The sequence below is a fragment of the Aquaticitalea lipolytica genome (assembly GCF_014641635.1).
Taxonomy (GTDB): domain Bacteria; phylum Bacteroidota; class Bacteroidia; order Flavobacteriales; family Flavobacteriaceae; genus Aquaticitalea; species Aquaticitalea lipolytica.
Genome location: NZ_BMIC01000001.1, coordinates 658,182 through 683,809, shown reverse-complemented (window position 1 = coordinate 683,809; position 25,628 = coordinate 658,182). Strand labels below are relative to the sequence as shown.

Genomic DNA, 25,628 nt, shown 5'->3' with positions numbered 1-25,628 from the left:
ATTATAAATAGATGAAATTCAATCAACTTGTTCCAATGCTTTACACAGAGCAATTAGAAGAAACTATTGCATTTTATACAACACAATTAGGTTTTATCTGTTTAGAAAAAAACGAAGACTGGCAATGGGCTTCTTTATCTAAAGATGATGTAGATATTATGTTAGCCAAACCTAATGCACACATGCCTTTTTCTACACCTACATTTACTGGTTCATTTTATATAAAGGTGAATGATGTTGAAGCTTTATGGAAGTCGCTTAAAGATAAAGTTGAGATTTGTTATCCTATAGAAACATTTGATTGGAATATGCGCGAATTTGCCATTTACGATAATAATAAATATGTTATTCAGTTTGGGCAAGAAGTCTTATCATAGACTTTAGCAATGTTTATAATAAAAAATATAAAACCATCACCTTTTATTTTATCGTAGGTAATTGTAAATTTGAATAAATATATAAGTGCTTATGAAACTCGTATTATCTCCAGCAAAATCTCTCGATTTTGAAAGTAAATTACCAACAGCCAAAACGTCGGAAGCTCTTTTTTTATCAGAAGCAGAGCGAATTAATAAACTATTAAAAAAGAAATCTGCTAAAAGCCTTTCAAAGCTAATGAGTATTTCTGATGCTTTAGGACAGTTAAATTACGAGCGTAATCAAGAGTGGAGCTTACCATTTACAAAAGATAATGCACGACCAGCAATTTATGCCTTTAGTGGCGATGTGTATAGAGGTTTAGATGCCTACACAATACCAAAAGATAAAATTGATATAGTACAAGATAAAGTCAGAATTATTTCTGGACAATATGGTTTGTTAAAACCGTTAGATTTAATGCAGCCTTATCGATTAGAAATGGGAACAAAGTTTCCAGTTGGTAAGCATAAAAATCTTTATGAATTCTGGAAAAAGGCTATAGTAAAAGCATTAAATGAAGAGTTAAAAGACGATGAGTTTCTTCTTAATTTGGCTAGTAACGAATATTTTAAAGCTATAGACACCAAAGCTTTAAAAGTTCATGTGGTAACTGCAAATTTTAAAGACTTTAAAAACGGAGAATATAAAACTATTATGACCTTTGCCAAGCTTGCTAGAGGCTACATGACGCGTTATATTATAGACAGTAATGCAAATACATTAGATGACATAAAAGGCTTTAATTATGAAGGCTACGCGTTTAGTGAAGCAATGTCGTCAGAAAACGAATTGGTTTTTACCAGATAATTAAGGCTTCGATTTTTTATCGATGCTAATTTTTTCTAAAGTAGTTGGACGCTTTTTAATTTTCGGACGACGAACACCATAAGTGCCTCGTTGTATTTTACCACGTCTCGATTTTTTATCTCCTTTTCCCATAATAATTTGTTTAATAGATAAAATACGAAAATTATAAGTTTTTACAAAACGGAATAGCCTTAATATTTAATTCAGGAATGACAAAAAACATGTTTAAACACAAACATCCATATCAGCCATTTATTCAAGATGATACTACAAAACTAATTGTTGGTACATTACCTCCACCAAGATTTTCAACAGGTGAATTATTAGAAAAGGATGTCGATTTTTGCTACGGAAGTTATTACAATTCCCTTTGGTTGTTTATTGAAAAAATTCATAATTTAAACTTACGTTACGACAATTCGCAAGAAGCCATTAATGAACGTAAACAGTTTTTAATACAACAAAAAATAGGTGTTTGCGATATTGTTGAAAGTGCCGAACGCGAAAAAATTGATGCTTCAGATTTAGGAATGCAAAACATTGTACTTCGTGATGTTATTGGGTATTTAAAAAAGTATCCTAATATAGATACCTTATTATTTACAGGAGGAAACAGTAAAAACGGACCAGAATATTTTTTTAGGAAACATATAAAAGATTATAACATAAAACTTGAAGTTGTCTCAAACGAAGTACCTCGAATTCACCAATTTGTCATTTCAAGTAAAGTAATGGAATCGACCCAAGAAGCTCGAACAATAAAAACAGTATCGCTAACCTCTGGCTCTGGAGCTGCAAATATTTCAATAAGTAAACTACCACTTTACAAACACCTTAAGACTAAAAATCCAAAGTTTAATACCTTCGATTTTAGAGTGATGCAGTATAGTGAGTTTTTTTAGGTGGTTCGTTTAACGTGTTTGTGTACTTGCAATTACTTATAGCCATTGTTTGCCTTAGTATCTTGCTGTTTATAATTTTTATTATTCCTAATTCTCAACTATAAATATGTTATTCAAAAAGTTAGAAGGATTTTCATCTAAAACTAATTCAGTATTATTATTGATCAACAACTTATTTGGGCCATAATTGGCAGAAATCAATTCTCTTACTATAGTATAAACATTGCCATTTTTGACTTTTAAGTCAACAATATGTGATTCAAATCCCTCAGGTGAAATATAATAAGATTCATTGTTTTTTAAAATTTCTCTGCGTGAACTAAAAGCATTATTATCATTGTGATAAACTACGGTATAAATATCACTCACATCAAAAGCCAAATTTTCAATAGATTGTTCATTAGTTGTTTCTATACCAGTTATAACATTTTTGTAAAAACCTGTTATATCTGAATTTCCTATTATTGAACCGTAGGTGTAAATTTCATTTTCTTTTGTTGTTATACCATAAGCTAAATGTCCAGAGTCAATAGGATTAAAACTATTATTTGTAAAAACACCTTTTTGATTATTATCGTTTTTTGAAAAAACATAAACGTTATCATTAATGATTTTAATTGAAGATTGTTGATGTCTAAAAATGCAATTTGTAAGAATGACCGTCTTTATACCATTTTTCCAATAAACCAAATCATAAGTTGTCGGATTGGTCGAGCTCTTTAAATATCCTATAAAATACACATCATTACCATCTATTATCATATCTGTTATATAGTCTACCTCATAGCTTGGTTCTTGAAATTCTTCATTTAAGTTTGTTACACTACCATTTTCCCATAGTAAATATGTAGAATCACCTCTTCCAAAAACATAAACATTGTTATTCTGAACAATAATTTTATCAGCAGTTGAACCACTAAATCCGCCATTGTCTAGAGTGATTTCAGTGTTATTTTTCCAATAAGTTGCATTTCCTTCTTTTTGCCCAGCAACATATACATCAATTGAGCTCAAGTTGTTGGGTTCAGATATATTTTCATTATTGCTGCAACCAATAATAAAGAATGTTAAAGCAACTAAAACTAATTTTTTCATAAGAAGTTTGTTTTAAGCTTATAATATAGATGGAAACTTTATCAAATGGTTGCGTTTATCTTTAATAATAATTGATTGATTTAATGTCATTTGCCATATTAAAGCTAACGGTTTTGTGTAAGCGTCAGTAACGGGAAAGTGCGCGAGGATTTTCCGCCGTAAACCGAAGATAGCAAATTTGCAAGGACTTTCCGAGAGGAAAGTCAGAAGCAATGAATTATAGTCGGTGTTAGCTTTTCGTTTTTATTTGTTTAAACTCATCCAACTTTTCATAGAATAATTCGAACGCCTTTTCTTCGTCATTTTCACATTGTTCTAGTAATAATTTATAAAATCTTGGACCTGTCGATAAAGGAATATTAGGTTGTCCACTTAACCACCATTTAAATTCATTAAAATCAGGGTCTCCTTCATTATATATTTGGTCTCCACTATAATTTTTATTCGCATAAGTCCAATATCCCCAAAGATAGTTTTCTAAAGCAGTTATTGGTTTTGAAGTCAAAATTACACAAGGTCGCATTCTTATATATTCAAGATTTTCATAAATCTTATAACCATTAATTACTTTTATTTCTTCACTCATTTTAAATGAAAGCTAACGTGTTTGTGTATTATTAGTTGCGGGAAAGTGCGCGAGTACTTTCCGCTGACGCACCTAATTTAGCAAAACGAGTTGAATTTCCGATTAGGTAATTCAGCAGTTATTGCGCTTACACGTTGTTGGCAATAGTTATTTTTATTCAAATTCGGTTTTTATTTGTTCCGAGAATAACTTTTCAATTTCGGGTTGATTTAAATTTCTAACATATTCAACATCCTTTTTCTTAATTCCTCTACTGAAAATAAATCCATTTCCCTCAACCGTGAAGCTCAAAATGCTATCTAATGCTATTCTTGTTGTATTTTCATTTATTGAGTCGACTTTTATTGAAGTCAAAATATGTGCTCTTTTTTCTGGAAGTTCAATCCTATAATTGTCTTTTTCGAACAGTCCTTCTTTATAAAGATTAAGTTGGTTTCTTACGTTTTGATAGTCGGAATTTACATTAGTCGAGAATTCTGATTTTAAAGAAATTTTCTCATAGTGCTTTGGTAATGTAGTGGCAATAAATGAGATACAACTTATTGTTATGATTATTGGTTTTAATACTCTTTTTGGTTCGAAAATTTGTTGAGAAGTAGAATTCCAATATTTATAAGAAATTGGTAGTATTGTTAGCACAAATAAGTCCGAATAATCTACTGTTCGGTTCATTCCAATTCCGTTTGAGAGAGCAAAATCAAAAATCGGTTGTGATAATTCCGATTTCCAAAACACGAATAAAATTCCGCTCAATATGTAAATCGGTTTTATTTTCTTTGGAAAGAACGTGCTGAAAAAATAAGGAAAAGCAAATAGTCCAGCAAAATCAGATAGTTTTCCAGTCAGATAATTATGATACTCAAATTTTAAGAACAAATCGTTAAGCAACAACAGAAAAATTGAAGCAAGAAATATAATCCGAAATAAGTGTTTATCTTTTGTCACGATTTTTTTCATACTTATTGCCAACTTAAGGATATGAATTCGTTTTAATGATTTATATACAACGTTAAACGAAGTTCGCTTTTTTTTATGACAAAATCAAAGACTATTTTTTGAGTAAATAGCCTATGAGCCTTTGACAGAGATTTTGTGCTTAGTGATGTGTTTCTTTACCATATTTTTTTAGAGCAGTTTCTACATCTAATAAAGGAACTCGCATAGTACCATCAGAAAGGTTTTGCTTTTCGTAAATATCTAAATTATGTATGTCGTAAGATTTTCCATTTAAGTCTATCATTATAACATCAAAAGTAAAAGCAGTATCTGTATGCGCTATAAACCAATGTACATTATCTTTTTCATCAGAAATAGATGAACTCTCACCAAGTTTGGCAATTTTATCAATGCTTGGTTTTATGATTAAATTGTTACTTTCTTTTCTAATTTTTTCATAATGCCGTAAATGCATTTCTCCTTTTAAAATTAAATGAGCCGATGCCATATTACTGTGACCATGCGGAATGATAGCTCTGTTTTTTTTCATTCCAAAAATCTTTTTTATAAATACAGTTTGTTCAGGTAAACCTTCTAGTTTTGGAAATTTTACAGGTTTTGTATTTACTCCAAGATTAGGATATTCAAACCCTTTAATAAGGTTTTCAAATTTTATGAATTTTAATAGGTCTTCTAGCTCTATTTGGTTATATAAGTCTTCAATTTTAGATTGCCATTGCGTAGCAGTAATAGTTTCTGTTTTTAAATCTGAACAGTACTCGTTTAATTGAATTGCCCAATGATTTGCAATTGGCTTTATGTTGTAGCCAAAAGCATTATAAGCAAAAAGAGAGTCTATAAGAGCAAAACTCGATACAGATGCCAAAAGTCCTTTTGTAAATTCTCTTCTGTCCATGTATTTATAGTACTTAAACTACTAATTTCGGTTATTTTTCTAACAAAATCAAGCAATTAAAATTGCACTGAATAAATTAGCAGTACCTTTGCAGCTAATAAAAGAATGACGCTAAAAAATAGATTGTCATTTAACAAACAATTTATATGTCATTTAATTCATTAGGTTTATCTGATGCTTTATTAAAAGCAGTCAGCAAACAAGGTTATACAACACCATCTCCAATACAACAAAAAGCGATTCCTTTAATTTTAGAACGTAAAGATGTTTTAGCATCTGCACAAACTGGTACAGGTAAAACAGCTGGTTTTACATTGCCAATGTTGCAAATATTATCTCAAGGTCAGCAATTACGTCATCGTCCTATACGTGCATTGGTATTAACACCAACACGTGAATTGGCTGCACAAGTGTATGATAATGTTAAAGAGTATAGTGCTTTTTTAGATATTAGAAGTACAGTAATTTTTGGAGGTGTTAACCAAAGACCTCAAGTTGCTACTTTGCGTAATGGTGTTGATGTGTTAATAGCAACACCTGGACGTTTGTTAGATTTGCACAATCAAAAACTGCTATCGCTTGCTAATGTTGAAATATTAGTTCTAGATGAAGCTGATAGAATGCTAGATATGGGATTTTTACGCGACATTAAAAAAATAATGAGCATAATGCCTGCTAAACGTCAAAATTTATTGTTTTCGGCAACTTTTTCAAAAGACATTAAAGCTTTAGCAAATGATATTTTACATCATCCAATTTTAGTTGAAGCCACTCCAGAAAATTCTACTGTTGATGCTATTGACCAAAAAGTGTATCGTGTGGCAAAAGGGTTAAAGTCTGACTTATTAGTGAAGTTAATTTCTGATGGTAATTGGGAGCAGGTTTTGGTGTTTACGCGTACCAAGCATGGTGCCAATAAGCTTACAAAAAAGCTAATAAGCAGCAATATTTCTGCAATGGCTATTCATGGTAATAAAAGTCAAGGTGCTCGTACTAAAGCACTCGATGGATTTAAAAAAGGAACAACAAGAGTGTTGGTGGCTACAGATATTGCAGCTCGTGGATTAGATATTCCGTTATTACCACATGTTGTAAATTATGAATTGCCTAATATTTCTGAAGACTATGTACACCGAATTGGTAGAACTGGTAGAGCAGGAGCAAGTGGTGAAGCAGTGTCGTTAGTAAGTGCAGACGAAACATCGTTTTTACGTGATATTGAAAAATTGGTTGGCCAACGTATTCCGAGTGAAATTATTGAAGGTTTTGAGCCAGATCCAAACGCATCAACCGAACCTTTTAAACCAGGACAAGGTAGACAGCGCAATGCTAATCCTAGGAATTCTAACACAAATAAGCCTAAAAGCGGAAATGCGAATAGAAATAGAAATAACAGAAACAAAAGACCAAATCGTCATAACGACAGAAAAGAATAACTTAATGCGTGCCACTTTAAAAGATAAAATTATTTCTATTTGTGATAAAAAAATAGAAACAAAAGGGTTAAATGTTGGGCTTTCATTCTATGCCTTTTTTGAAAATAAAAACACAGATCCAGAGTTGTTAATGGAAGCAGCAGAATGGTGGATTATGACACACAAGCTTAATCATTTTGAAAAAGCAACAAAAATTAAAAAGTTAGTTATAGGAGAATAATGTCTTCTCGAGCGCAGTCGAGAGGTTATTTTATATGAGATTTTAAAAACTTAGGTCTCGACTGCGCTCGACCTGACAATCAGATAATGGAATCACAACCAAACAATCCTTTACATGGTATTAAACTCGAGCAAATTGTAACCGAGTTAGAAGCTCATTATGGTTGGGAATATATGGGAACACTAATTAATATTAGGTGCTTTACTGATAATCCTTCGGTAAAATCTAGTTTAAAGTTTTTGCGTCGTACGCCTTGGGCACGAACAAAAGTTGAGAATATGTATTTAAATATGCTAAAAAATAAAGGCTAGTTATCGTCTTCGTCTTCTTCAAACTCAATTACTTCGACATCGTATTCAGCTTCTGTAAACTCATCTCTACTCATCCAATATTCAGAAGTGATTAACTGATAAGCAGATTCGCCAATAGGTTTTAAATTCCAAATAATACTTTCGGCTTCATCAAAATTTTCTTTACCTGCTAAGTGGTTTGAGTATAAACGTTTAATAACATTGCTGCCAGATAGTGTTTTGCTAATTGCTTTTAAAACAATCTCTTTATCAATGTCTTTGTTTGGTTGTATTTCAAATTCAACTACAGATGCTTTTGCGCTTGGAAATGTGCCATTATAAGCTTTAAACAATAACTGATTGATGTTAAATAACTCATGATGAAGCGAAATATCGCTGTATTCTTCAGAGATTTTGTCCAATAACATTTCGTGCGAAATTTGCTCAATCTGATTATCATTTAAACTATCAGAAAGTTTATATTTTAAAATTATTTCTGCAGCTTCATTTGGCTCGAAATCTGAAATAGCCATAAATAACAAATCACGTAGTTCTTCAGGTTTTGATTGCTCGGCATCTGGAAATCCAAAAAGATCGAGCAATTGAATAAAATCGTTATTTGTCCAAGCACCATTTAGTTCTTCAACAGTTTTAACGTTATTTATTATAATATGATAGGTCATTTCTTTTTATTTTTTTCTTAATTCGAATAAGTCTTTACGTCTGTCTTTTAAATTTCTAACACTTCCAAACTGATTAAGTTCTCGTAATAAATCGATATCAACATCAGCAATAAGAATCATTTCGGTATTTTGTGTTGTTTGTGCTTTTACACCATCGCTAGGAAAAGCAAAATCGCAAGGTGTAAATACCATTGATTGCGCAAACTGTATATCCATATTATGCACTTTAGGTAAATTACCAACACTTCCTGCAATAGCTACGTAGCATTCGTTTTCTATAGCACGAGCTTGTGCACAATGACGAACTCGCGAAAATCCGTTTTGTGTGTCTGTTAAAAAAGGAACAAATAGAATATCCATACCTTCATCAGCAAGAATTCTGCTTAGTTCTGGAAATTCAGAATCATAACAAATTAAAATTCCAATTTTACCACAATCGGTATCAAAGGCTTGTAATTTATTTCCACCAACCATTCCCCAAACTTTGGCTTCGTCTGGTGTAACGTGTAATTTTTCATAACGCTCAGTTGTACCATCACGTCTGCATAAATAGCCAACATTGTAAAGTTTATCTCCTACAATTTCTGGCATACTACCAGTAATAATATTAATGTTGTATGATATAGCTAATTTAGAAAAGCGCTGTACAATTTCCGTTGTATGTTTAGCTAATTCTCTTATAGCTTCTGGTGTAGATAAGTGATTGTTTTCAGCCATTAAAGGCGCGTTAAAAAACTCTGGGAATAATGCAAAATCACTACGATATCCAGATACTGAATCTACAAAAAATTCGGCTTGATGCATTAAATCATCTAGAGTTTTGTAAGAACGCATTTGCCATTGTACAAGACCTAGACGTACTATTTTTTTTACTGTTGATGCTTTTTTGTTTTTCTTCTCGTAATAGATATTATCCCATTCTAAAAGCACTGCATATTCTCCTGATGCATTATCACCTTCTAAGTAGTTTTTTAAAATTCTTGCTGGATGAAAATCATTAGATATTTGAAAGTTTAAAACAGGATCGTGAATTTCTTTACGACGAACTTTATCGATATACTCTTTAGGAGTTAAACTTTCAGAATATTTATGATAATTTGGAATACGTCCACCAAAAGCTAAACCTCTTAAATTTAGTCGCTCACATAACTCTTTTCTGTAGTCGTACAAACGTCTGCCTAAACGCAAGCCTCTATATTCAGGTCTGATAAATACATCTATACCATAAATTACATCTCCATCTTTGGTGTGTGTATTAAAAGTATAATTACCAGTAATATCTTTATAGGTATGGTTGTCTTCAAACTTATCATAATCAACCATAATACATAAAGCACAGCCAGCAATTTGATTGTTTATTTTAATTACAACTTGACCTTCTGGAAATTCGCTAACCAGTTTTTTAATCTGCTCTTCTTTCCAGATAGAATCTGGCATTGTTACATAAGAAGCAACCATAGCTTCTTTTAGCTCTTGGTAATCTTCAATTTTTAAAAATTCTAATTCAATATTTTCTATTGTATTCATAGCAGGGAATATAACTAAAAGTTATGGTAATTGGAAGTTAATCTTGTGTTTAATTAAGATAAAATATGGCATTACATGCTTCTTTTAGTAGCTGTAAAACTATCAATGTTTTTTATTTTTTTACCTGTTACTTTAAAAGACAATTCTTTATCGTTTTGTGTTAAAGTAGCTGATGATATTTTAGTATTGTTTTCGTCTAAAATAGTAGCTTTAAGCATTTCGTTTTCTACTACGCCTTTAATGGTAAGTTTGTTACCAATGATTTGTAATTTTCCGTTATTATCAAACTCTTTATAAGCTAGAGTTCCAATTATTTCATTATTGTTTTGATTAAGAATTACTTCTGTTTGTGAAGTAGCATTTTTAGTAGTCCACATGCCTGAATATGTAACTTTATCTGGTAATAACTCTGGGTCTATTTCGCCAACTACTGGTTTAGAAGTTGTTGTTTCTTCTTCAGGAGTTATTGTTGTTTTTGTGTCTTTTTTGCAACCAAAACTTAAGCTGCATAACATTACTAGCAATAAAAATTTAATTCTCATAAAGGTGATATTTATTTGGTTTAATAATCTGTCAAATGTAATTCTAAATACTATATTATTTAAAATTTACATCTTTTTTTTAAACGCAAAGAAATATAAGCTAAAAGATTAGAAATGATACAGAGTAGGATAATTATATAGATTGATTCTTCAAAAATTGGAAAGATATTTCTAGGGTCTTCTGTTATATCTTTATATAGAATAAGTGTGATTGTAAAAGTTAAAACAGAAATAAAAATATATAACCATTTAGGGACTGTCTTTTTTTTATTTTTTTCAAAAGTTAAAATAAAAAGAATACATACTAATGAAGGAAGGTTTAATACTGTCAACATCATAAAGAAAAGTAAAAGTCCTCTTATATTATAAAAAATGAATGTATAAAGCAAACTGAAATATGTTAGATACAAAATGCTGAATAAAATTATTTTTTCATCTTTTCTCATTTATAAATACATTTTCATTTCAATCATGTGCTTTTTAAAGCCAACTTTTTCATAAGCTTTTATAGCGTTTACATTATCATTATAAACTTCGAGTCTTGCTTCTTCTAAACCTCTGTTTTTAGACCACTGTAAAAGAGTTTCAATAATATTTTGTATTACACCTTTGCCTCTAAATTCTGGTTTTACATACATAAACCCTAAATAAGCATATTGAGAATTAATATGATATGGTTTTGCATTTACTATTTTGGCATAACCAGATGCAATAATGTTGTTGTTAATATGAGCAACAACAACTTCTACTTCCTGAGAGAGCAGCATTGCTTTTAAATCGTAATAATGTGTTGGGTCTGGTTTTAAATTACTGTCAAAAGCACGTTCAAAAGATATGATTTCGTATTCAAAATCTAATAATGTTGTTAAATCATCTAGATCAGCAGTTCTGTATTTAATATCTACCATGAGCTTAATTTACAATTTGAAAACTATTTTAATATACTACTAACAAAATTAGTAATCGTATTGACGCCATTGTTAGTTAGATGCTTAATAAAAGCACTTCCAATAATTGCTCCTTTGGCATGAGTGGTTGCTTGTGTAAAGGTTTCGTTATTAGAAATTCCAAAACCAATAATTTGAGGATTTTTAAGATTCATTTCTGCAATTCGTTTAAAATATTTTGTTTGCTCATCACCAAATCCAGAATTACTTCCTGTAACACTTGCGCTACTTACCATGTAAATAAATCCGTTTGAAATTGAATCTATAAAATTAATACGTTCAACACTTGTTTGAGGTGTAATTAAAAACATATTTATTAATTCATATTTTTCAAATGTTGCTTTGTACTGTTCATTATAGACATCGACTGGTAAATCAGGAATAATTAATCCATCAATACCAATTTCGGCACATTTTTTACAGAATGCTTCAACACCATATTGTAGCATTGGATTAAAATAACCCATGATAATAAGAGGAATATTAACCGATTTCCTGATGTCTTTTAGTTGACTAAACAACACTTCTGTTGTCATTCCATTTTTAAGCGCTTGGGTTGAACTTGCTTGAATAGTTGGACCATCTGCTAAAGGATCGCTAAATGGTAGCCCAATTTCAATCATATCTACACCACTTTTTTCTAAATCTTGAATGATAGTTACAGTGTCATTAAGATTAGGATAGCCTGCTGTAAAATATATGGATAGTAACTTTTTGTCTTCTTGTAATTTTTTGTTGATTCTATTCATAATTCGCCATTCCCGCGAAGACAGGAATCTATTTTTTATGTTACACTTTGTTTGTGGATTCCGCATCAAGTGCGGAATGACAAAAATTGATTTTTTATAATTTGAAATGGTTAATATATGTGTCTAAATCTTTATCTCCACGACCAGACAGACTCAAGACTACAATATCGTTTGGTTTAAATTTTTTCTGCTCAAAAATGGCTAAAGCATGTGAACTTTCTATAGCAGGAATAATACCTTCTAATTTACATAATTCTAATCCAGCTTTCATAGCTTCATCATCTGTAATAGATATAAATTCAGCACGACCAGTTTTATATAAATTTGCATGCATTGGTCCAACTCCAGGGTAATCTAATCCTGCTGAAATAGAGTAAGGTTCGATAATCTGACCATCTTTAGTTTGCATGAGTAGTGTTTTACTACCATGAATAATCCCTTCTTTTCCTAGAACTGAAGTTGCAGCGCTTTCACCAGAATCAACTCCTAAACCTGCTGCTTCTACTGCTATAAGTTTTACTTCTGTATCTTCTAAATAATGATAGTAAGCTCCAGCTGCATTACTTCCTCCACCAACACAAGCTACTACATAATTTGGTTTAGTTGTTCCTTCAAGTTCGTATAATTGCCATTGAATTTCGTCTGAAACTACAGACTGAAAACGAGCTACCATATCTGGATAAGGATGAGGTCCGACAACGCTACCAATTATATAATGTGTATCAACAGGATTGTTAATCCAATCGCGAATAGCTTCGTTTGTAGCATCTTTTAGTGTTCTGCTTCCTGATAAAGCAGGAACAACAGTCGCACCAAGCATTTTCATACGTGCAACATTTGGAGCTTGACGAGCAATATCAATTTCTCCCATATAAACAATACATTCTAATCCCATTAAAGCACAAACAGTTGCAGTTGCAACACCATGTTGTCCTGCACCAGTTTCGGCAATAATTCGTTTTTTACCTAAACGTTGCGCCATTAAAATCTGACCAATAGTATTGTTTATTTTATGTGCTCCTGTATGGTTAAGGTCTTCACGTTTTAAGTAAATTTTGGTTTTGTGTTTAGCAGAAAGACGTTTTGCAAAATAGAGCGGAGAAGGACGACCTACATAATCTTTTAAAAGCTGGTTAAACTCTTTTTGAAAAGATGGTTCTCCCATTATTTTTAAATAATTTTGACGTAATTCTTCTACATTTGGATACAGCATTTCTGGTATGTATGCACCTCCAAATTCTCCATAGTAGCCTTTGTTGTTGACGTTATAACTCATAATTTTTTTGTCATCCTGAACTTGATTCAGTATCTTTTTTATTTTAGTTCAATTTATGATGGATTCCGCATCAAGTGCGGAATGACAAATTTTGTTTAAATTCTTTTAATAATTTTATATTTTTAAATCCTGGTTCTATTTCAAATTTGCTGTTAATGTCTATTGCATAACAGTATTTTGAAGCATTACTTTCTTGAAATTGTTTTAAATTTTCAACTTGGTCCAGACCAATTCCTCCACTTAAAAAATAAGGTTTGGTAGATGGATATTGTTCTAAAACAGACCAATTAAAGGTGTAACCATTTCCTCCAGGAAGTTTGCCTTTTGTGTCAAATAAAAAGTAATCACAAACTTCTTCATAAGGCTCTAAAACTGAAAAATCGAACGTGTCTTTTATTGAGAATACTTTGATGACATTAACATTATTGTCATGCTGAACTTGTTTCAGCATCTCGTCATCAGATTCCGAAATAAATTCGGAATGACAAAGCTTCTTTAATTGTTTGCAAAATTCAGGTGATTCATGACCATGTAATTGAACACAATCAAGATTGTGTTCTTCAAACATTTCTTTAATAAAATCAATACTTTCATCTACAAAAACGCCAACTTTTTTTATTGTGTCTGAAATTTGAGGAATTGTTCCTTCAAAATGTCTTGCAGACTGATGGTGAAATATAAACCCGAGATAATCTGGTTGCAAGCTTGCAACTTCTGTGATGTTATCTTGATATTTCATTCCGCAAATTTTTAGTTTCATATTTCCTGTCATTCCTACGTAGGCAGGAATCTATTTAATTTTATGTTCGATTCATTGTCGATTCCGCACCAAGTGCGGAATGACAAACTCATTCATTTAAGTTATTAATAAATTCTTCTGCACTTTTTCCAGCATTTTCAGTTTTCATGAAATTCTCTCCAATTAAAAACCCTTTATAACCATAAGGTTCTAATTCTTTTATGGCTTCAATATTACTAATGCCACTTTCTGATACTTTTACAAAGTCGTTAGGAATTAATTGACTTAGTCTTTTACTAGTATCTAAACTAACTTCAAAAGTTTTTAAATTTCTATTATTTACGCCTAACATATCTAAGCTTGGCATGATAGATTTTTGTAATTCTTCTTCATTATGCACTTCCAATAACACTTCTAAATTTAGGCTTTTTGCTAACCTAGAAAATGTTCTTATTTCTTCTTTTGTGAGTATAGATGCTATTAATAAAATAACATCTGCTCCATAGGCTTTGGCTTCTATAATTTGATATTCGTCAATAATAAATTCTTTACGTAGTAAAGGTAAATTGCAACTTGCTCTTGCAGTCAATAAATCATCTAAAGAACCTCCAAAGTATTTTGCGTCTGTAAGTACAGACATTCCGCAAACTCCTGCTTTTTCATAGCCTTTTGCAACATCAAATACATTTAAATTTTGGTTGATAACTGATTTTGATGGAGAGCGACGTTTATGCTCTGCAATGATTCCAGTGGTACTATTTTTTAGCTTTTTGGCGAGAGAAATTGTTTCTCTGTTAAACAATACTGATTGTTCTACTTGCGATATTGGAATAAGTTGTTTTCGAAGTTTAACTTCAACGCTTTTGTCTGCAACTATCTTATCTAAAATATTCATTAATTCTTACTTAGTTTAACTAATTTATCAAAACTCTGCTTTGCCTTTCCTCCCAATAATGACTCTTTTGCCAATTCAAAACTATCTTCAATAGACTTTTTTGTAACTGTTGAAATTGCCATAGCTGCGTTTGCACAAACTACATTATTTTGCGAGTCAGTACCTTGACCATTTAAAATGTGTGAGAATATTTTAGCAGAAGTTGCCACAGAATTTCCACCATGTATTTCGCTCTGATTTAAATTTTCTAATCCAAAATCTTCAGGATTAATAATGTATTCAGAATCGTTTCTAATCACTTTAGTTGGTCCTGTTAGTGATATTTCGTCATAACCATCTAAGGCGTGAAGAATTGTATAATTTTTATCGGTATTTTGATATAAATAGCCATACATGCGCAATAATTCTAAATTAAAAACACCAACTAATTGATGTTTAGGAAATGATGGATTTACCATTGGACCTAACATGTTAAAAAATGTTTTTATGCCTAATTCTCTTCTAATTGGAGCAACATTTTTCATTGCTGGATGAAATAAAGGTGCGTGTAAAACACAAATTCCTGCTTCATCTAAACTATGTTTTAAAAAATCTTTATCTGATGTAAATTTTATTCCTAAATGCTCCATTACGTTTGATGAACCACAAGCTGAAGATACACCGTAATTGCCATGTTTTGCAACATTAACGCCAGCTCCTGCTGTTACAAATGATGCTAATGTTGATATGTTGAAAGTGTCTTTTCCATCACCACCAGTTCCGCATAAATCAATCGCTTCATATCCTTTTAAGTCAACAGGAATACATAATTCTAAAAGAGCGTCTCTAAACCCAAAAAGCTCTTCAATAGTTATACTTCGCATCATAAATACAGTTAAAAAAGATGCGATTTGGCTTTGGTTATAATCTCCTTTAGAGATGTTAACTAAAACTTGTTTTGCTTCTTCACTAGAAATATTTTCCTGATTTATAAGTCTGTTTAATATTTGTTTCATCTTAACTATTTATCCAGTTTTTTAATATTTGTTTTCCGTTAGGTGTTAAAACCGATTCAGGATGATATTGTACACCTCTAACATCATAAGTTTTATGTCTTAAAGACATTACTTGACCATTTTCATCAAAAGAAGTTGCTTCTAAAACTTCTGGTAGATTTGCATCAACAACCCAAGAATGGTAACGACCAACTTCAAAAGTTTTATCTAGTCCATTAAATAACATTTCGTCATTTACACAGCTTGTGACTTTAGTTGCAACACCATGAAAAACATTTTCTAAATTTATTAATGTGCCTCCAAAAACCTCACCAATAGCTTGCTGACCTAAACAAACACCTAGAATACTTTTTGTAGGAGCATATCTTGCTATAATAGGCTTAAGTAATCCAGCTTCATCTGGTATTCCTGGACCTGGTGATAATACAATTTTATCGAATGCCTCTACATCATCTATATGCAATTGGTCATTTCGTTTTACAGTAACTTGACAGTCTAAATCTTCTAAATAATGAACAAGATTATAGGTGAAACTGTCATAATTATCAATAACTAATACGTTTTTCATAGCTATAGGTTTTCTGCTAATTCAATAGCTTTTGTTAATGCTCCTAATTTATTGTAAACTTCTTGTAATTCGGTTTCTGGATTAGATTTTGAAACTAATCCTGCGCCAGCTTGCCAATGCAATTGATGGTTTTTACTTAAAAAGGTTCTAATCATTATGGCATGATTAAAGTTACCATCAAAATCCATAAAACCTATTGCACCTCCGTAAAAATCACGGCTTGTTTTTTCATATTTTTCTATAAGTTGCATGGCTTTGTGCTTTGGCGCTCCACTTAATGTTCCTGCTGGAAATGTATCTGCGACCACTTGCATGGTTGTTGTGTCTTTATGCTTATTACCAGTAACTTTACTTACTAAATGTATAACATGTGAGAAGAATTGTACTTCTCTATATTTTTCAACTTTTACATTACTACCATGTCTGCTCAAATCGTTTCGAGCTAAATCTACCAGCATAACATGTTCAGCATTTTCTTTGTCATCTATAGATAATTTTTTTGCCAATTCAGCATCTTTTTCATCATTGCCTGTGCGTTTAAATGTGCCTGCAATTGGATGAATTTCAGCCTTTCCTTTATTAATTACTAATTGCGCTTCTGGTGAACTTCCAAATATTTTAAAGTCACCATAATCAAAATAAAAAAGATAAGGAGAAGGGTTTATGCTACGTAATGCTCTGTAAACATTAAACTCATCGCCTTTAAACTGTTGAGAGAATTTTTTTGAAAGTACAAGTTGAAACACATCACCACGAGCACAATGCTTTTTTGCTAAATCTACGTGCTCTTTATATTCTACATCTGTAAGATTTGAGGATGTTTTGCCTTGAGTTGAAAAATTAAAAGCTGAGTAGTTTTTAGATTTTATTAGTTGAAGAATATCATCAATATTATTATCTGTATCAAAACAGTGTGCAAAAACGTAAGCTTCGTTTTTAAAATGATTTATAGCAATGATGTTTTGATATACTGCGTAGTATATATCTGGAATATTTAAATGGTCTTCCTTTTTTGAAATCTCAACATCTTCAAAATAACGTACAGCATCATAAGCTATATAGCCAAAAATGCCATTATTTATAAATTTGAAATTTTCTTCAGACTGAACTTTAAATCGTTTTGTGAACTTATGAATGACTTTAGTTACACTTGTAGTTTTCTTAATCTTATTTTTAAAGACTGTCCCATCTGGAAAAGTTTGAGTGATAGCTTCATCTTTTATTTTTATAGACGCAATAGGATTGCAGCAGATGTATGAAAAACTATTATCGTTAGCATGATAATCACTACTTTCTAATAAGATACTATTTGGGAATTTATCGCGTATTTTTAAATATATGCTTACAGGTGTAATAGTATCTGCTAGTATTTTTTTGTAGTGTGTGTATAAACTGAATGTCTTCATAAAATTTTAAATAAAAAAAAGGCTTGTCGTGAATGACAAGCCTTTATATGTTGATTTTTAAATATACAAAAGGGTTACTTCACGAAATTGAGTTTCGAAAGTTCCACCACCAAGTATGATTTAAAATTGTGTTCATTTTTGTTTTTAATGTTTGTCAAATATAGAAATGAAAATTAGTTTTTCAAACTATTTAAGTTAAAATTAAAAAAGAATCCTGCAAATGCAGGATTCTCGTCACTAAATGTTGCTAAAAATCAATTCTTTTTTAGAATTTTAAATTCACATTTAGGTCAAACTCATCGTAGATAGCTTTGTCTTGTAAGTTTTCAAAGAAGCTAGTCGATCCATATCTTACATCATATTTACTTCTGTCAATTTTTAAAGCAGCAGTTGCTGAGTTTTTATCAACAGTCATATCAAATGTATTTGTGTTTGTATTTCCTTTAATAGTTAAGGCTCCAGTAACTTTATATTTACCGTCTTTACCTTCAACTTTAGTAATTTTAAATGATGCAGTTGGGTGTTTTTCTACTCCAAAAAAGTCATCAGATTTTAAGTGACCTTCTAATTTACCTTTCATTCCACCTTCTAAATCTGTTACAGTTAAAGATGTCATGTCCATTACAAAATTACCTCCAGTAAGTTTGTTGTCTTTAAATGTTAGAGTTCCCTCTTTTAAACTAATTGTACCTTCATGTTGACCAGTTACTTTGTAACCTTTCCAAGTTATTTGGCTGTCTTTTACATTAACAGTTTTGTCAGAAATTGAAGTAAATGATACTACAGTTAACGCTAGTACAAATACAAATGCTGATTTTAAAATGTTGTTTTTCATAGTGTTTAATTTTAAGCTTTAAGTTTTGTTAATAAATTATTTAATTGTTCTAATTCTGTTTGAGATAAATTTGATGTCATTTGTTGTTCTATATCATCAATTATTGGATCTAATACAGATAATGTTTTAAGCCCATCTTGAGTTATAAAAATTTCAATCTTTCTGCGATTTTTTGCGCAAGTATTTCGCTCTACAAAACCTTTCAAAAGTAATTTATCAATTAAACGTGTAGTATTACTCATTTTATTGACCATTCGATCTTGAATATCTTGTAGGTTTAGCGGTTTTTCATTTTGACCTCTTAAAATTCTCAATACATTAAATTGTTCTACAGACAAGTCAAAAGGTTTTAAAACAGACAACATTTCGTCCTTAAAGTACGTATTTGACAAAAACACATTTATTATTGTTTTACGTGACAATGGTAATGTTTTACTGGTTTTTAAAATATCTTCTAACTCTTTCATATACAACAATTGTATATACAAATGTAATATTTATATCAACTCAAAAAATATATTTAGCTATAATATTTTGTTAAAGTTTTAATAGGTTTCATTCAGATTTATAACTTTATATCATGAGGATACTTACCTATTTATTAATAATTTTACTGGTTTCATGTAAGGATAAACCAGAAGCAACTAATAGTGCTGCAAAAATTGAAAACGATAATGTTGAGGAATCAATTGAGTTAGAAGTTTATGATTTTGATGGGTTGCAAAAATATTTGAGTACTACTACAGATAAGATTTATGTAGTTAACTTTTGGGCAACTTGGTGTGCACCTTGTGTAAAAGAACTGCCATATTTTGAAGAGTTAAACTATAAATATGCCGATAAAAATGTTGAGGTTATTTTAGTAAGTCTAGATTTTCCAAATAAATATGAGTCAAAGTTAAAACCATTTATAATTAGTAAAAACTTAAAGTCTAAGGTAGTTGCATTAAACGATGTAGATTCTAACACATGGATTCCAAAAGTTCATGAAACTTGGTCTGGCGCTATACCAGCAACTATCATTTTTAATAAAAATAAACGACAGTTTTACGAACAGTCATTTACATACAATGAATTAGAAACCGAAGTCAAACAATTCTTAAAATAAATATTATGTACACATTAAAAACATTTATTGCAGTTATTACAATAGTAATTGCATCTGCATTTACAACCACTAGCAATGGTTATAAAGTTGGTGATATTGCAACCGATTTTAATTTAAAGAACGTTGATGGTAAAATGGTATCCTTAGCAAATTATAAAAACGCTAAAGGGTTTATTGTCATTTTTACTTGTAATACTTGTCCTTATGCTGTTGCTTATGAAGATAGAGTAGAGGCTTTAAACAAAAAATATGCTTCAAAAGGGTATCCTGTTATTGCTATTATGCCAAATAACACAGATGTTAAGCCAGGAGATAATATGGAAGCTATGAAAGCAAGAGCTAAAGCTAAAGGGTTTACTTTCCCTTATTTAATGGATGAAGGACAAAAAATTTATCCTCAATATGGAGCAACAAAAACGCCTCATGTGTATTTACTTCAAAAAACCAAAAAAGGGAATCAAGTTAAATATATTGGAGCTATAGATGATAATTATCAAGATGCTGCAGCTGTAAAAACTAAATATGTTGAAAATGCTGTTGATGCATTATTATCAGGTAAAGAAATTTCAGAAAAAGAAACTAGAGCAATAGGTTGTTCAATTAAAGTTTAAAAATTAAGTCTCCATTTTAAAAGGAGAAAAATGTTAAAAATTGAATCCGAAGCGTAACACTTCGGATTTTTTTTCGTCTTTATCATAAAGAAAAGTTAATTTAGCATAGTTTTTGATAGTAAATTATGGCAGATTTAACACAACTAGATTGGGTAGAGCAACTTAATAATGACAATAACGCTGTTATTTTAGATGTACGTACTCAAGATGAGGTAGATGAAGGAAAAATTCCTAACGCTCTTCATATAGATATTTATAAAGGTCAAGGGTTTATTTATGAAGTAGATGCTTTAGATAAATCTAAAAACTATTATGTGTATTGTAAAGCTGGTGGGCGAAGTGCTCAAGCTTGCGCAGTTATGAATCAATTAGGTTTTAAAAACACCTATAATTTAATAGGAGGATTTAGTCAGTGGACTGGAGACGTCGAATAACAAAAACATCAATCAAAATGAAAAAAGTATTAACAATTTTAAGTGTTGCTATAATGGTATTAGCAACTAGCTGTAAAGATGAATCACAAGGAGAAATTAAATTAGTAACTCCAGAAGAAATGCAAACACTACTTGAACAAAAAGATGTACAATTAGTAGATGTAAGAACACCAAAAGAGCTTGAAGATGGATTTATTGACAATGCTCAAAACATAGATTTTAATTCACCAACATTTGATGAAGACATATTAAAATTAGATAAATCTAAACCAGTTGTATTGTATTGCAAATCTGGTGGACGTAGTGCTAAATGTGCTGAAAAGCTTCAGGCGGCAGGATTTATTAAAATTTTTGATCTCGATGGAGGTATTACCAAATGGAAATTTAAAGGATTTAAAATCCAGACAGAAAACTAACAAAAAAGCTGAGTTTAATACTCAGCTTTTTTTATTTTCAATAATTACTATCTCTCATATTAGCATAAATTTATGAAACCTTTATAGGTGACATTAGCTTACTTCTATTATTTTTGTTGCTTTACGTAAATCAATATCTTTTTATAAGATTGAAAAAGTTAAGCAATGAATAAATTTTTATTAGGTCTCATTTTTTTACTTACTGTTTCACTTTCAACAGTCCAGTCACAGATTTTAGAACCAGTAAAGTGGGATACTTCTATTGAGAAAATATCTGATACTGAATACGATTTAATTGCTAAAGCTACTATAGATAAAGGATGGCATCTATACTCTCAAAATGTGCCAGAAGATGGTCCAATTCCAACTACATTTACTTTTACAGCTAATGATGAATATGAATTAGTAGGTAAAACATCAGAAGAAAAAGGTCATACAGTTGATGATCCAGTTTTTATGATGAAAATTAAGTTTTTTGAAGATAAAGCTGAGTTCAGACAACGTGTAAAAATTTTGAATAAAGACTTAGCTAGTATTATAGGTCAAGTCGAATTTATGGCTTGTGATGATAAGCAATGTACACCTCCAAATTATATAGATTTGGAGTTTGATATAATAAAAAAAGACCCATCAAAAGCTAATGTAGTAATTCCAGTAACAATAGATGATAGAAGTAAGGCATTATCAGAAGCTTTAGAAATGAATGTTACAGGATGGGAAAATTTTAAACAAGAAAAGGTAGAAGAGAAAAGTAATTTTACAATTTTCTTATTAGGGTTTTTAGGCGGATTAATTGCTTTACTAACACCTTGTGTATTCCCAATGATACCATTAACAGTTTCGTTTTTTACTAAAAGCGGAGCTAATAGCCAAAAAGGAATGGCAAACTCAATTATGTATGGGTTTTTTATCTTTTTAATATATGCTATTTTAAGCCTTCCATTTCATTTAATAGATACTATTGATGCTGAAATACTTAATAATATTTCGACCAATGTTACCTTAAATGTTATATTCTTCGTGATTTTTGTAGCCTTTGCTTTTTCATTTTTCGGATTTTACGAACTTACATTACCATCTTCTTGGAGTAATGCATTAGATAGTAAAGCAAATAGAATTGGTGGAATTATCGGAATATTTTTTATGGCTTTAACGCTAGCAATTGTGTCATTCTCTTGTACAGGACCAATTTTAGGAACCTTATTAGGTAGCTCATTATCTTCAGATGGAGGTGCAACTCAATTATCACTTGGTATGAGTGGTTTTGGTTTAGCTTTAGCATTACCTTTTACATTATTTGCTATGTTTCCAAAGTGGTTAAATTCGTTGCCTAAATCTGGTGGATGGTTAAATACAGTAAAAGTAGTGTTAGGGTTTATAGAGCTTGGTTTAGCGCTTAAATTCTTATCAAATGCAGACTTAGTTGAGCATTGGGGACTTTTAAAAAGAGAATTGTTTATAGGGCTTTGGATTGTTATAGGCATTGGATTAGCATTGTATTTATTTGGAAAAATAAAATTTCCTCATGATGGGCCAATTAATAAACTAAGTAAAGGTAGAATTGGTTTTGGATTGCTTACAATTGCATTTGTTGTGTATTTAATACCTGGATTAACAAATACTAAAGCGGCAAACTTAACTCTGTTAAGTGGTTTTCCACCTCCATTATTCTATAGTTATTATGATAAAAGTTCTGAGTGTCCGCTTGGACTTAATTGTTATAAAGACTTAGATGAAGGCGTAGCAGCAGCTAAAGCACAAAACAAACCAATAATGTTAGATTTTACGGGTTGGGCTTGTGTTAATTGTAGAAAAATGGAAGAGCAGGTTTGGAGCCAACCAAAAGTGTTTAATATTTTAAATGACGATTATATAGTTATTTCTCTATATGTAGATGATAGAAAAGAATTAGCAACTGATATGCAATTTGACTATTTGAAACATAACGGAACTGTCAAAAAAATAAAAACCATAGGAGATAAATGGGCTACATTGCAAACGATTAACTTTAAAAACAACTCACAACCTTATTATGTGTTATTAAATCATAATATGGAATTGCTAAATCATACAACAGCATATACTCCAGATATTGAAGAGTATTATAATTGGTTAAAAACTGGGCTTAAAAATTTTAAAAACCAAAGTAAATAGTTAAATTTTTATAAAAAAAATACTTTTATACTCATTTTAATGCGTTTTATCTAAAATATAGTTGATATTTTAACATATCTGATACATTTGCAATAGCAAGTATCCCCAAATCTTGAATTAATAACACCTTTAATTTAAGATATTATGAATGACGCTTTAATAATACTATCAATAATTGGATTGCTATTCTCTGCAATGTATGTGTATTCTTATTCTTCAGAATACTTAGCAGAAAGAAAACTAAGAGCAATTGAAAAAAGGCAATTACAAAAAGAAGCTCAAATTAATGAGCAGCATGCTTTAAAAGAAAAAATTATCTCTGAAAAATATGAAAAACTTCAGCAAAGAAGTAATGAGATAAAAGCTGAATTTGAAAGACTATCACAATTCAGACAAAATGTATTTCAAAAGCATAGCTTAAAAAATAAAAATAACAATGTAAATATAGCTTAGGAAAGCTTAAAATATTTTTCAAGCCTCTCATAATGAGAGGCTTTTTTTATGCCTTAATTTAGTAATTGGTAAATAATATATTGTCTTCGGACAATAATTCATCTCATTCATCCAATATCGTTTTAAATTATACATACAACAGTCTAATTTTACTTCACTCCAAAGCTGATCCTTTATCTTAAATGGATTACAGAGACATTCCATTTATTATATGTAATACTATTACATTTTATAACAACCATCATTATGTAAAAGTTGCGTAATGCTAAAAAATCAACTAAATAATAATATTATGTTTAAAAAATTTATTGCATCAATAATGATGCTAGTAATGCTATTAGGAGCATCATTTACTCTTGTAGCACAAGAAGATTACAAATTGTGGGAAGATATTATGCTTACTCCAGATTTTACGAAATTAAAGATATTAGAAACCAATATGCGCAAGCATAATCAAACGTACCATAAAAGTGGACCTTTTGAAGCTGCAGTTTATATTATTGTATCTGGCCCAAATTCAGGAAACATTATATGGGAAATGGGACCAATGATGTATAAGCATAACGATACTCGACCAGATTCAGGAGGTCATGATGAAGATTGGAGAGATAATGTTATGCCATACATTAAAAAAATGCATACAATTGAGTATTGGAGAGCAGATGATAAATTAAATAATACAGGTATGCTTGATGGAGACCAAACAAAATACCCTATTATGTTTGTAAGGTATTATGAGGTTGAAGATGGTTTAACGCCTGGTGTAAACTTGTTTTTTGAAAGGGTAAGTAAAACTGTTAAAGCTCTTGATGGAGTTAATCCTTGGGGAATTTATTATAACGAGTTTAGACAAGGTGATCTTGGTAGACACATTGCTACTTTTAGTTTTAGTCCAAATTGGGCTGATTTTGATAGAGATGTAAATTGGGTAGAAAATTTTAATAAGGTTAATGGAGAAAACTCTTGGCAAAACCAGTTAGAATTAGAGCAAATAACATTCAAAAATCAATGGGATGAGATTTGGGTCTATAATAAAAATATGAGTGGAAAGTAAAGCTATTGATTGTAAAAATAAATAGAGTTAGTTATAATATGTATAGTTAAAAGCCTCACTTATAGTGAGGTTTTTTTTAATATTAAAAGTTATTGCTTAACAAGAAGTAACTCAATAGTAGTAACAACTTCATCAGATATTTTACTTTTTACAATACTAGGAATTTTAATATTATAATCTGAAGGCAGTAATTTAAAGCTACTAGATAGAGTTATATTCCCATCAGTATTTTTTAATTTGATAGTAACATTATTAATAGGTTTTGTTACACCATGAAAAGTTAATTCTCCACTAATTTTGTAAGTGTCTTTTAGTTGTTTGAAATCAAAATCTTTAATTTTACCTTTAAATGTTGCTTTAGGATATAAGTGCGATTCAGCATAATTTTCATTAAAATGTTCCTCCATTAAAGCATTTTTAAACCGAAAAGCTTTAACAAGTACTAAAGCAGCAAACTCACCATTTTCTGTGTTTAGGATAGCAGTTACTGAGTTGTTTTTTGCTGCTACTTCTTCAAAAGAGGGTACAGATGCTTCAAAACTTATTTGCCCTGTTTTGGTTAAATATTTTTGTTGTGCAAATGTTGAAGCACCAAGTAGTATAAAAAAGTATAATAAAGTTTTCATGA

The 25,628-nt window shown here is 30.6% G+C and carries 32 protein-coding genes; 13 read left to right on the top strand and 19 right to left on the bottom strand.

The features are described 5' to 3' along the window. Positions 1-11 precede the first annotated feature (11 nt). Entirely contained in the window at positions 12-377 is a 366-nt protein-coding gene (locus tag IEW41_RS03220; protein ID WP_188604892.1) for a VOC family protein, read from the top strand. 91 nt (positions 378-468) lie between these two features. Next, positions 469-1,227: a peroxide stress protein YaaA gene (yaaA, locus tag IEW41_RS03215; RefSeq protein ID WP_188604891.1), complete on the top strand. Its 759-nt coding sequence runs from the start codon at positions 469-471 to the stop codon at positions 1,225-1,227. On the opposite strand, the gene IEW41_RS03210 is transcribed toward yaaA, so the two are convergent. Continuing rightward, entirely contained in the window at positions 1,228-1,359 is a 132-nt protein-coding gene (locus IEW41_RS03210; protein ID WP_188604890.1) for a 30S ribosomal protein THX, read from the bottom strand. 89 nt (positions 1,360-1,448) lie between these two features. On the opposite strand from IEW41_RS03210, the gene IEW41_RS03205 reads away from it, so the two are divergent. Next, positions 1,449-2,129 carry a uracil-DNA glycosylase family protein gene (locus IEW41_RS03205; protein WP_188604889.1) on the top strand — a complete coding sequence of 227 codons (681 nt, stop codon included), beginning with the start codon at positions 1,449-1,451 and terminating at the stop codon, positions 2,127-2,129. A gap of 87 nt (positions 2,130-2,216) precedes the next feature. Here IEW41_RS03205 and IEW41_RS03200 read toward each other — a convergent pair whose 3' ends face one another. From IEW41_RS03200 to IEW41_RS03185, 4 genes are all read right to left on the bottom strand, one after another. Beyond that, on the bottom strand, positions 2,217-3,224 hold the full coding sequence (locus IEW41_RS03200; RefSeq protein ID WP_188604888.1) for a hypothetical protein: 1,008 nt from the start codon (positions 3,222-3,224) through the stop codon (positions 2,217-2,219). A gap of 229 nt (positions 3,225-3,453) precedes the next feature. Further along, positions 3,454-3,810, bottom strand: a complete 357-nt coding sequence (locus IEW41_RS03195) for a hypothetical protein (protein WP_188604887.1) — start codon at positions 3,808-3,810, stop codon at positions 3,454-3,456. Positions 3,811-3,963: 153 nt separating this feature from the next. Then, positions 3,964-4,563 (bottom strand): hypothetical protein, encoded by a 600-nt coding sequence (locus IEW41_RS03190; RefSeq protein WP_188604886.1) that lies wholly within the window; start codon positions 4,561-4,563, stop codon positions 3,964-3,966. Between the two features lie 343 nt (positions 4,564-4,906). Next, positions 4,907-5,662, bottom strand: a complete 756-nt coding sequence (locus tag IEW41_RS03185; protein ID WP_188604885.1) for a cupin domain-containing protein — start codon at positions 5,660-5,662, stop codon at positions 4,907-4,909. Positions 5,663-5,808: 146 nt separating this feature from the next. Here IEW41_RS03185 and IEW41_RS03180 point away from each other — a divergent pair, with 146 nt between their 5' ends. From IEW41_RS03180 to IEW41_RS03170, 3 genes are all read left to right on the top strand, one after another. Continuing rightward, positions 5,809-7,098 carry a DEAD/DEAH box helicase gene (locus IEW41_RS03180; RefSeq protein WP_188604884.1) on the top strand — a complete coding sequence of 430 codons (1,290 nt, stop codon included), beginning with the start codon at positions 5,809-5,811 and terminating at the stop codon, positions 7,096-7,098. Next, positions 7,034-7,318, top strand: a complete 285-nt coding sequence (locus IEW41_RS03175) for a DUF6500 family protein (RefSeq protein WP_229660151.1) — start codon at positions 7,034-7,036, stop codon at positions 7,316-7,318. Before IEW41_RS03180 ends, IEW41_RS03175 begins: the two co-directional genes overlap by 65 nt. Before the next feature lie 86 nt (positions 7,319-7,404). Then, positions 7,405-7,629 carry a VF530 family protein gene (locus IEW41_RS03170; protein WP_188604882.1) on the top strand — a complete coding sequence of 75 codons (225 nt, stop codon included), beginning with the start codon at positions 7,405-7,407 and terminating at the stop codon, positions 7,627-7,629. On the opposite strand, the gene IEW41_RS03165 is transcribed toward IEW41_RS03170, so the two are convergent. From IEW41_RS03165 to IEW41_RS03105, 13 genes are all read right to left on the bottom strand, one after another. Next, complete coding sequence (locus IEW41_RS03165; RefSeq protein ID WP_188604881.1) at positions 7,626-8,291, bottom strand: hypothetical protein; 666 nt, start codon at positions 8,289-8,291, stop codon at positions 7,626-7,628. The two genes, IEW41_RS03170 and IEW41_RS03165, sit on opposite strands and share 4 nt — an antisense overlap. 6 nt (positions 8,292-8,297) lie before the next feature. Continuing rightward, positions 8,298-9,818, bottom strand: coding sequence for a bifunctional GNAT family N-acetyltransferase/carbon-nitrogen hydrolase family protein (locus IEW41_RS03160; RefSeq protein WP_188604880.1), 1,521 nt, complete (start codon positions 9,816-9,818; stop codon positions 8,298-8,300). A 71-nt stretch (positions 9,819-9,889) separates the two neighbouring features. Continuing rightward, positions 9,890-10,360 carry a hypothetical protein gene (locus tag IEW41_RS03155; protein WP_188604879.1) on the bottom strand — a complete coding sequence of 157 codons (471 nt, stop codon included), beginning with the start codon at positions 10,358-10,360 and terminating at the stop codon, positions 9,890-9,892. Between the two features lie 446 nt (positions 10,361-10,806). Continuing rightward, the gene (locus IEW41_RS03150; protein ID WP_188604878.1) at positions 10,807-11,268 is read right to left on the bottom strand and encodes a GNAT family N-acetyltransferase; all 462 of its coding nucleotides are present in this window, start codon (positions 11,266-11,268) and stop codon (positions 10,807-10,809) included. Between the two features lie 23 nt (positions 11,269-11,291). Then, the gene (gene trpA, locus IEW41_RS03145; RefSeq protein WP_188604877.1) at positions 11,292-12,056 is read right to left on the bottom strand and encodes a tryptophan synthase subunit alpha; all 765 of its coding nucleotides are present in this window, start codon (positions 12,054-12,056) and stop codon (positions 11,292-11,294) included. A gap of 94 nt (positions 12,057-12,150) precedes the next feature. Further along, positions 12,151-13,332 carry a tryptophan synthase subunit beta gene (gene trpB, locus IEW41_RS03140; RefSeq protein ID WP_188604876.1) on the bottom strand — a complete coding sequence of 394 codons (1,182 nt, stop codon included), beginning with the start codon at positions 13,330-13,332 and terminating at the stop codon, positions 12,151-12,153. A gap of 70 nt (positions 13,333-13,402) precedes the next feature. Next, positions 13,403-14,092, bottom strand: coding sequence for a phosphoribosylanthranilate isomerase (locus IEW41_RS03135; protein WP_188604875.1), 690 nt, complete (start codon positions 14,090-14,092; stop codon positions 13,403-13,405). Positions 14,093-14,180: 88 nt separating this feature from the next. Further along, entirely contained in the window at positions 14,181-14,966 is a 786-nt protein-coding gene (gene trpC, locus IEW41_RS03130) for an indole-3-glycerol phosphate synthase TrpC (protein ID WP_188604874.1), read from the bottom strand. After that, positions 14,966-15,961 carry an anthranilate phosphoribosyltransferase gene (trpD, locus tag IEW41_RS03125; protein ID WP_188604873.1) on the bottom strand — a complete coding sequence of 332 codons (996 nt, stop codon included), beginning with the start codon at positions 15,959-15,961 and terminating at the stop codon, positions 14,966-14,968. Before trpD ends, trpC begins: the two co-directional genes overlap by 1 nt. Position 15,962: 1 nt before the next feature. Beyond that, complete coding sequence (locus IEW41_RS03120) at positions 15,963-16,529, bottom strand: anthranilate synthase component II (RefSeq protein WP_188604872.1); 567 nt, start codon at positions 16,527-16,529, stop codon at positions 15,963-15,965. A 2-nt stretch (positions 16,530-16,531) separates the two neighbouring features. Next, the gene (locus tag IEW41_RS03115; protein WP_188604871.1) at positions 16,532-17,935 is read right to left on the bottom strand and encodes an anthranilate synthase component I family protein; all 1,404 of its coding nucleotides are present in this window, start codon (positions 17,933-17,935) and stop codon (positions 16,532-16,534) included. A 265-nt stretch (positions 17,936-18,200) separates the two neighbouring features. Then, complete coding sequence (locus tag IEW41_RS03110; RefSeq protein WP_188604870.1) at positions 18,201-18,770, bottom strand: YceI family protein; 570 nt, start codon at positions 18,768-18,770, stop codon at positions 18,201-18,203. Positions 18,771-18,781: 11 nt separating this feature from the next. Next, positions 18,782-19,237, bottom strand: coding sequence for a MarR family winged helix-turn-helix transcriptional regulator (locus IEW41_RS03105; RefSeq protein WP_188604869.1), 456 nt, complete (start codon positions 19,235-19,237; stop codon positions 18,782-18,784). Between the two features lie 113 nt (positions 19,238-19,350). Here IEW41_RS03105 and IEW41_RS03100 point away from each other — a divergent pair, with 113 nt between their 5' ends. From IEW41_RS03100 to IEW41_RS03070, 7 genes are all read left to right on the top strand, one after another. Further along, entirely contained in the window at positions 19,351-19,878 is a 528-nt protein-coding gene (locus IEW41_RS03100) for a TlpA disulfide reductase family protein (RefSeq protein WP_188604868.1), read from the top strand. A 5-nt stretch (positions 19,879-19,883) separates the two neighbouring features. Next, positions 19,884-20,489, top strand: a complete 606-nt coding sequence (locus tag IEW41_RS03095; protein ID WP_188604867.1) for a thioredoxin family protein — start codon at positions 19,884-19,886, stop codon at positions 20,487-20,489. Between the two features lie 125 nt (positions 20,490-20,614). Next, complete coding sequence (locus IEW41_RS03090; RefSeq protein ID WP_188604866.1) at positions 20,615-20,923, top strand: rhodanese-like domain-containing protein; 309 nt, start codon at positions 20,615-20,617, stop codon at positions 20,921-20,923. 17 nt (positions 20,924-20,940) lie between these two features. After that, positions 20,941-21,339, top strand: a complete 399-nt coding sequence (locus IEW41_RS03085; RefSeq protein WP_188604865.1) for a rhodanese-like domain-containing protein — start codon at positions 20,941-20,943, stop codon at positions 21,337-21,339. Positions 21,340-21,504: 165 nt separating this feature from the next. After that, positions 21,505-23,493 (top strand): protein-disulfide reductase DsbD family protein, encoded by a 1,989-nt coding sequence (locus tag IEW41_RS03080; protein ID WP_188604864.1) that lies wholly within the window; start codon positions 21,505-21,507, stop codon positions 23,491-23,493. A 144-nt stretch (positions 23,494-23,637) separates the two neighbouring features. Next, the gene (locus IEW41_RS03075; protein WP_188604863.1) at positions 23,638-23,946 is read left to right on the top strand and encodes a hypothetical protein; all 309 of its coding nucleotides are present in this window, start codon (positions 23,638-23,640) and stop codon (positions 23,944-23,946) included. Positions 23,947-24,238: 292 nt separating this feature from the next. Then, positions 24,239-25,000: a hypothetical protein gene (locus tag IEW41_RS03070; RefSeq protein ID WP_188604862.1), complete on the top strand. Its 762-nt coding sequence runs from the start codon at positions 24,239-24,241 to the stop codon at positions 24,998-25,000. 89 nt (positions 25,001-25,089) lie between these two features. Here the strand turns inward: IEW41_RS03070 and IEW41_RS03065 are convergent, their stop codons facing one another. Then, positions 25,090-25,626 carry a YceI family protein gene (locus IEW41_RS03065; protein WP_188604861.1) on the bottom strand — a complete coding sequence of 179 codons (537 nt, stop codon included), beginning with the start codon at positions 25,624-25,626 and terminating at the stop codon, positions 25,090-25,092. Positions 25,627-25,628: the final 2 nt, after the last annotated feature.

Excerpts from the sequence above, each read along its gene's own strand:
- IEW41_RS03220 (WP_188604892.1), top strand. The coding sequence starts at position 12 with ATGAAATTCAATCAACTTGTTCCAATGCTTTACACAGAGCAATTAGAA.
- yaaA (WP_188604891.1), top strand. The coding sequence starts at position 469 with ATGAAACTCGTATTATCTCCAGCAAAATCTCTCGATTTTGAAAGTAAA.
- IEW41_RS03210 (WP_188604890.1), bottom strand. The coding sequence starts at position 1,359 with ATGGGAAAAGGAGATAAAAAATCGAGACGTGGTAAAATACAACGAGGC.
- IEW41_RS03205 (WP_188604889.1), top strand. The coding sequence starts at position 1,449 with ATGTTTAAACACAAACATCCATATCAGCCATTTATTCAAGATGATACT.
- IEW41_RS03200 (WP_188604888.1), bottom strand. The coding sequence starts at position 3,224 with ATGAAAAAATTAGTTTTAGTTGCTTTAACATTCTTTATTATTGGTTGC.
- IEW41_RS03195 (WP_188604887.1), bottom strand. The coding sequence starts at position 3,810 with ATGAGTGAAGAAATAAAAGTAATTAATGGTTATAAGATTTATGAAAAT.
- IEW41_RS03185 (WP_188604885.1), bottom strand. The coding sequence starts at position 5,662 with ATGGACAGAAGAGAATTTACAAAAGGACTTTTGGCATCTGTATCGAGT.
- IEW41_RS03180 (WP_188604884.1), top strand. The coding sequence starts at position 5,809 with ATGTCATTTAATTCATTAGGTTTATCTGATGCTTTATTAAAAGCAGTC.
- IEW41_RS03175 (WP_229660151.1), top strand. The coding sequence starts at position 7,034 with ATGCGAATAGAAATAGAAATAACAGAAACAAAAGACCAAATCGTCATA.
- IEW41_RS03170 (WP_188604882.1), top strand. The coding sequence starts at position 7,405 with ATGGAATCACAACCAAACAATCCTTTACATGGTATTAAACTCGAGCAA.
- IEW41_RS03165 (WP_188604881.1), bottom strand. The coding sequence starts at position 8,291 with ATGACCTATCATATTATAATAAATAACGTTAAAACTGTTGAAGAACTA.
- IEW41_RS03160 (WP_188604880.1), bottom strand. The coding sequence starts at position 9,818 with ATGAATACAATAGAAAATATTGAATTAGAATTTTTAAAAATTGAAGAT.
- IEW41_RS03155 (WP_188604879.1), bottom strand. The coding sequence starts at position 10,360 with ATGAGAATTAAATTTTTATTGCTAGTAATGTTATGCAGCTTAAGTTTT.
- IEW41_RS03150 (WP_188604878.1), bottom strand. The coding sequence starts at position 11,268 with ATGGTAGATATTAAATACAGAACTGCTGATCTAGATGATTTAACAACA.
- trpA (WP_188604877.1), bottom strand. The coding sequence starts at position 12,056 with ATGAATAGAATCAACAAAAAATTACAAGAAGACAAAAAGTTACTATCC.
- trpB (WP_188604876.1), bottom strand. The coding sequence starts at position 13,332 with ATGAGTTATAACGTCAACAACAAAGGCTACTATGGAGAATTTGGAGGT.
- IEW41_RS03135 (WP_188604875.1), bottom strand. The coding sequence starts at position 14,092 with ATGAAACTAAAAATTTGCGGAATGAAATATCAAGATAACATCACAGAA.
- trpC (WP_188604874.1), bottom strand. The coding sequence starts at position 14,966 with ATGAATATTTTAGATAAGATAGTTGCAGACAAAAGCGTTGAAGTTAAA.
- trpD (WP_188604873.1), bottom strand. The coding sequence starts at position 15,961 with ATGAAACAAATATTAAACAGACTTATAAATCAGGAAAATATTTCTAGT.
- IEW41_RS03120 (WP_188604872.1), bottom strand. The coding sequence starts at position 16,529 with ATGAAAAACGTATTAGTTATTGATAATTATGACAGTTTCACCTATAAT.
- IEW41_RS03115 (WP_188604871.1), bottom strand. The coding sequence starts at position 17,935 with ATGAAGACATTCAGTTTATACACACACTACAAAAAAATACTAGCAGAT.
- IEW41_RS03110 (WP_188604870.1), bottom strand. The coding sequence starts at position 18,770 with ATGAAAAACAACATTTTAAAATCAGCATTTGTATTTGTACTAGCGTTA.
- IEW41_RS03105 (WP_188604869.1), bottom strand. The coding sequence starts at position 19,237 with ATGAAAGAGTTAGAAGATATTTTAAAAACCAGTAAAACATTACCATTG.
- IEW41_RS03100 (WP_188604868.1), top strand. The coding sequence starts at position 19,351 with ATGAGGATACTTACCTATTTATTAATAATTTTACTGGTTTCATGTAAG.
- IEW41_RS03095 (WP_188604867.1), top strand. The coding sequence starts at position 19,884 with ATGTACACATTAAAAACATTTATTGCAGTTATTACAATAGTAATTGCA.
- IEW41_RS03090 (WP_188604866.1), top strand. The coding sequence starts at position 20,615 with ATGGCAGATTTAACACAACTAGATTGGGTAGAGCAACTTAATAATGAC.
- IEW41_RS03085 (WP_188604865.1), top strand. The coding sequence starts at position 20,941 with ATGAAAAAAGTATTAACAATTTTAAGTGTTGCTATAATGGTATTAGCA.
- IEW41_RS03080 (WP_188604864.1), top strand. The coding sequence starts at position 21,505 with ATGAATAAATTTTTATTAGGTCTCATTTTTTTACTTACTGTTTCACTT.
- IEW41_RS03075 (WP_188604863.1), top strand. The coding sequence starts at position 23,638 with ATGAATGACGCTTTAATAATACTATCAATAATTGGATTGCTATTCTCT.
- IEW41_RS03070 (WP_188604862.1), top strand. The coding sequence starts at position 24,239 with ATGTTTAAAAAATTTATTGCATCAATAATGATGCTAGTAATGCTATTA.
- IEW41_RS03065 (WP_188604861.1), bottom strand. The coding sequence starts at position 25,626 with ATGAAAACTTTATTATACTTTTTTATACTACTTGGTGCTTCAACATTT.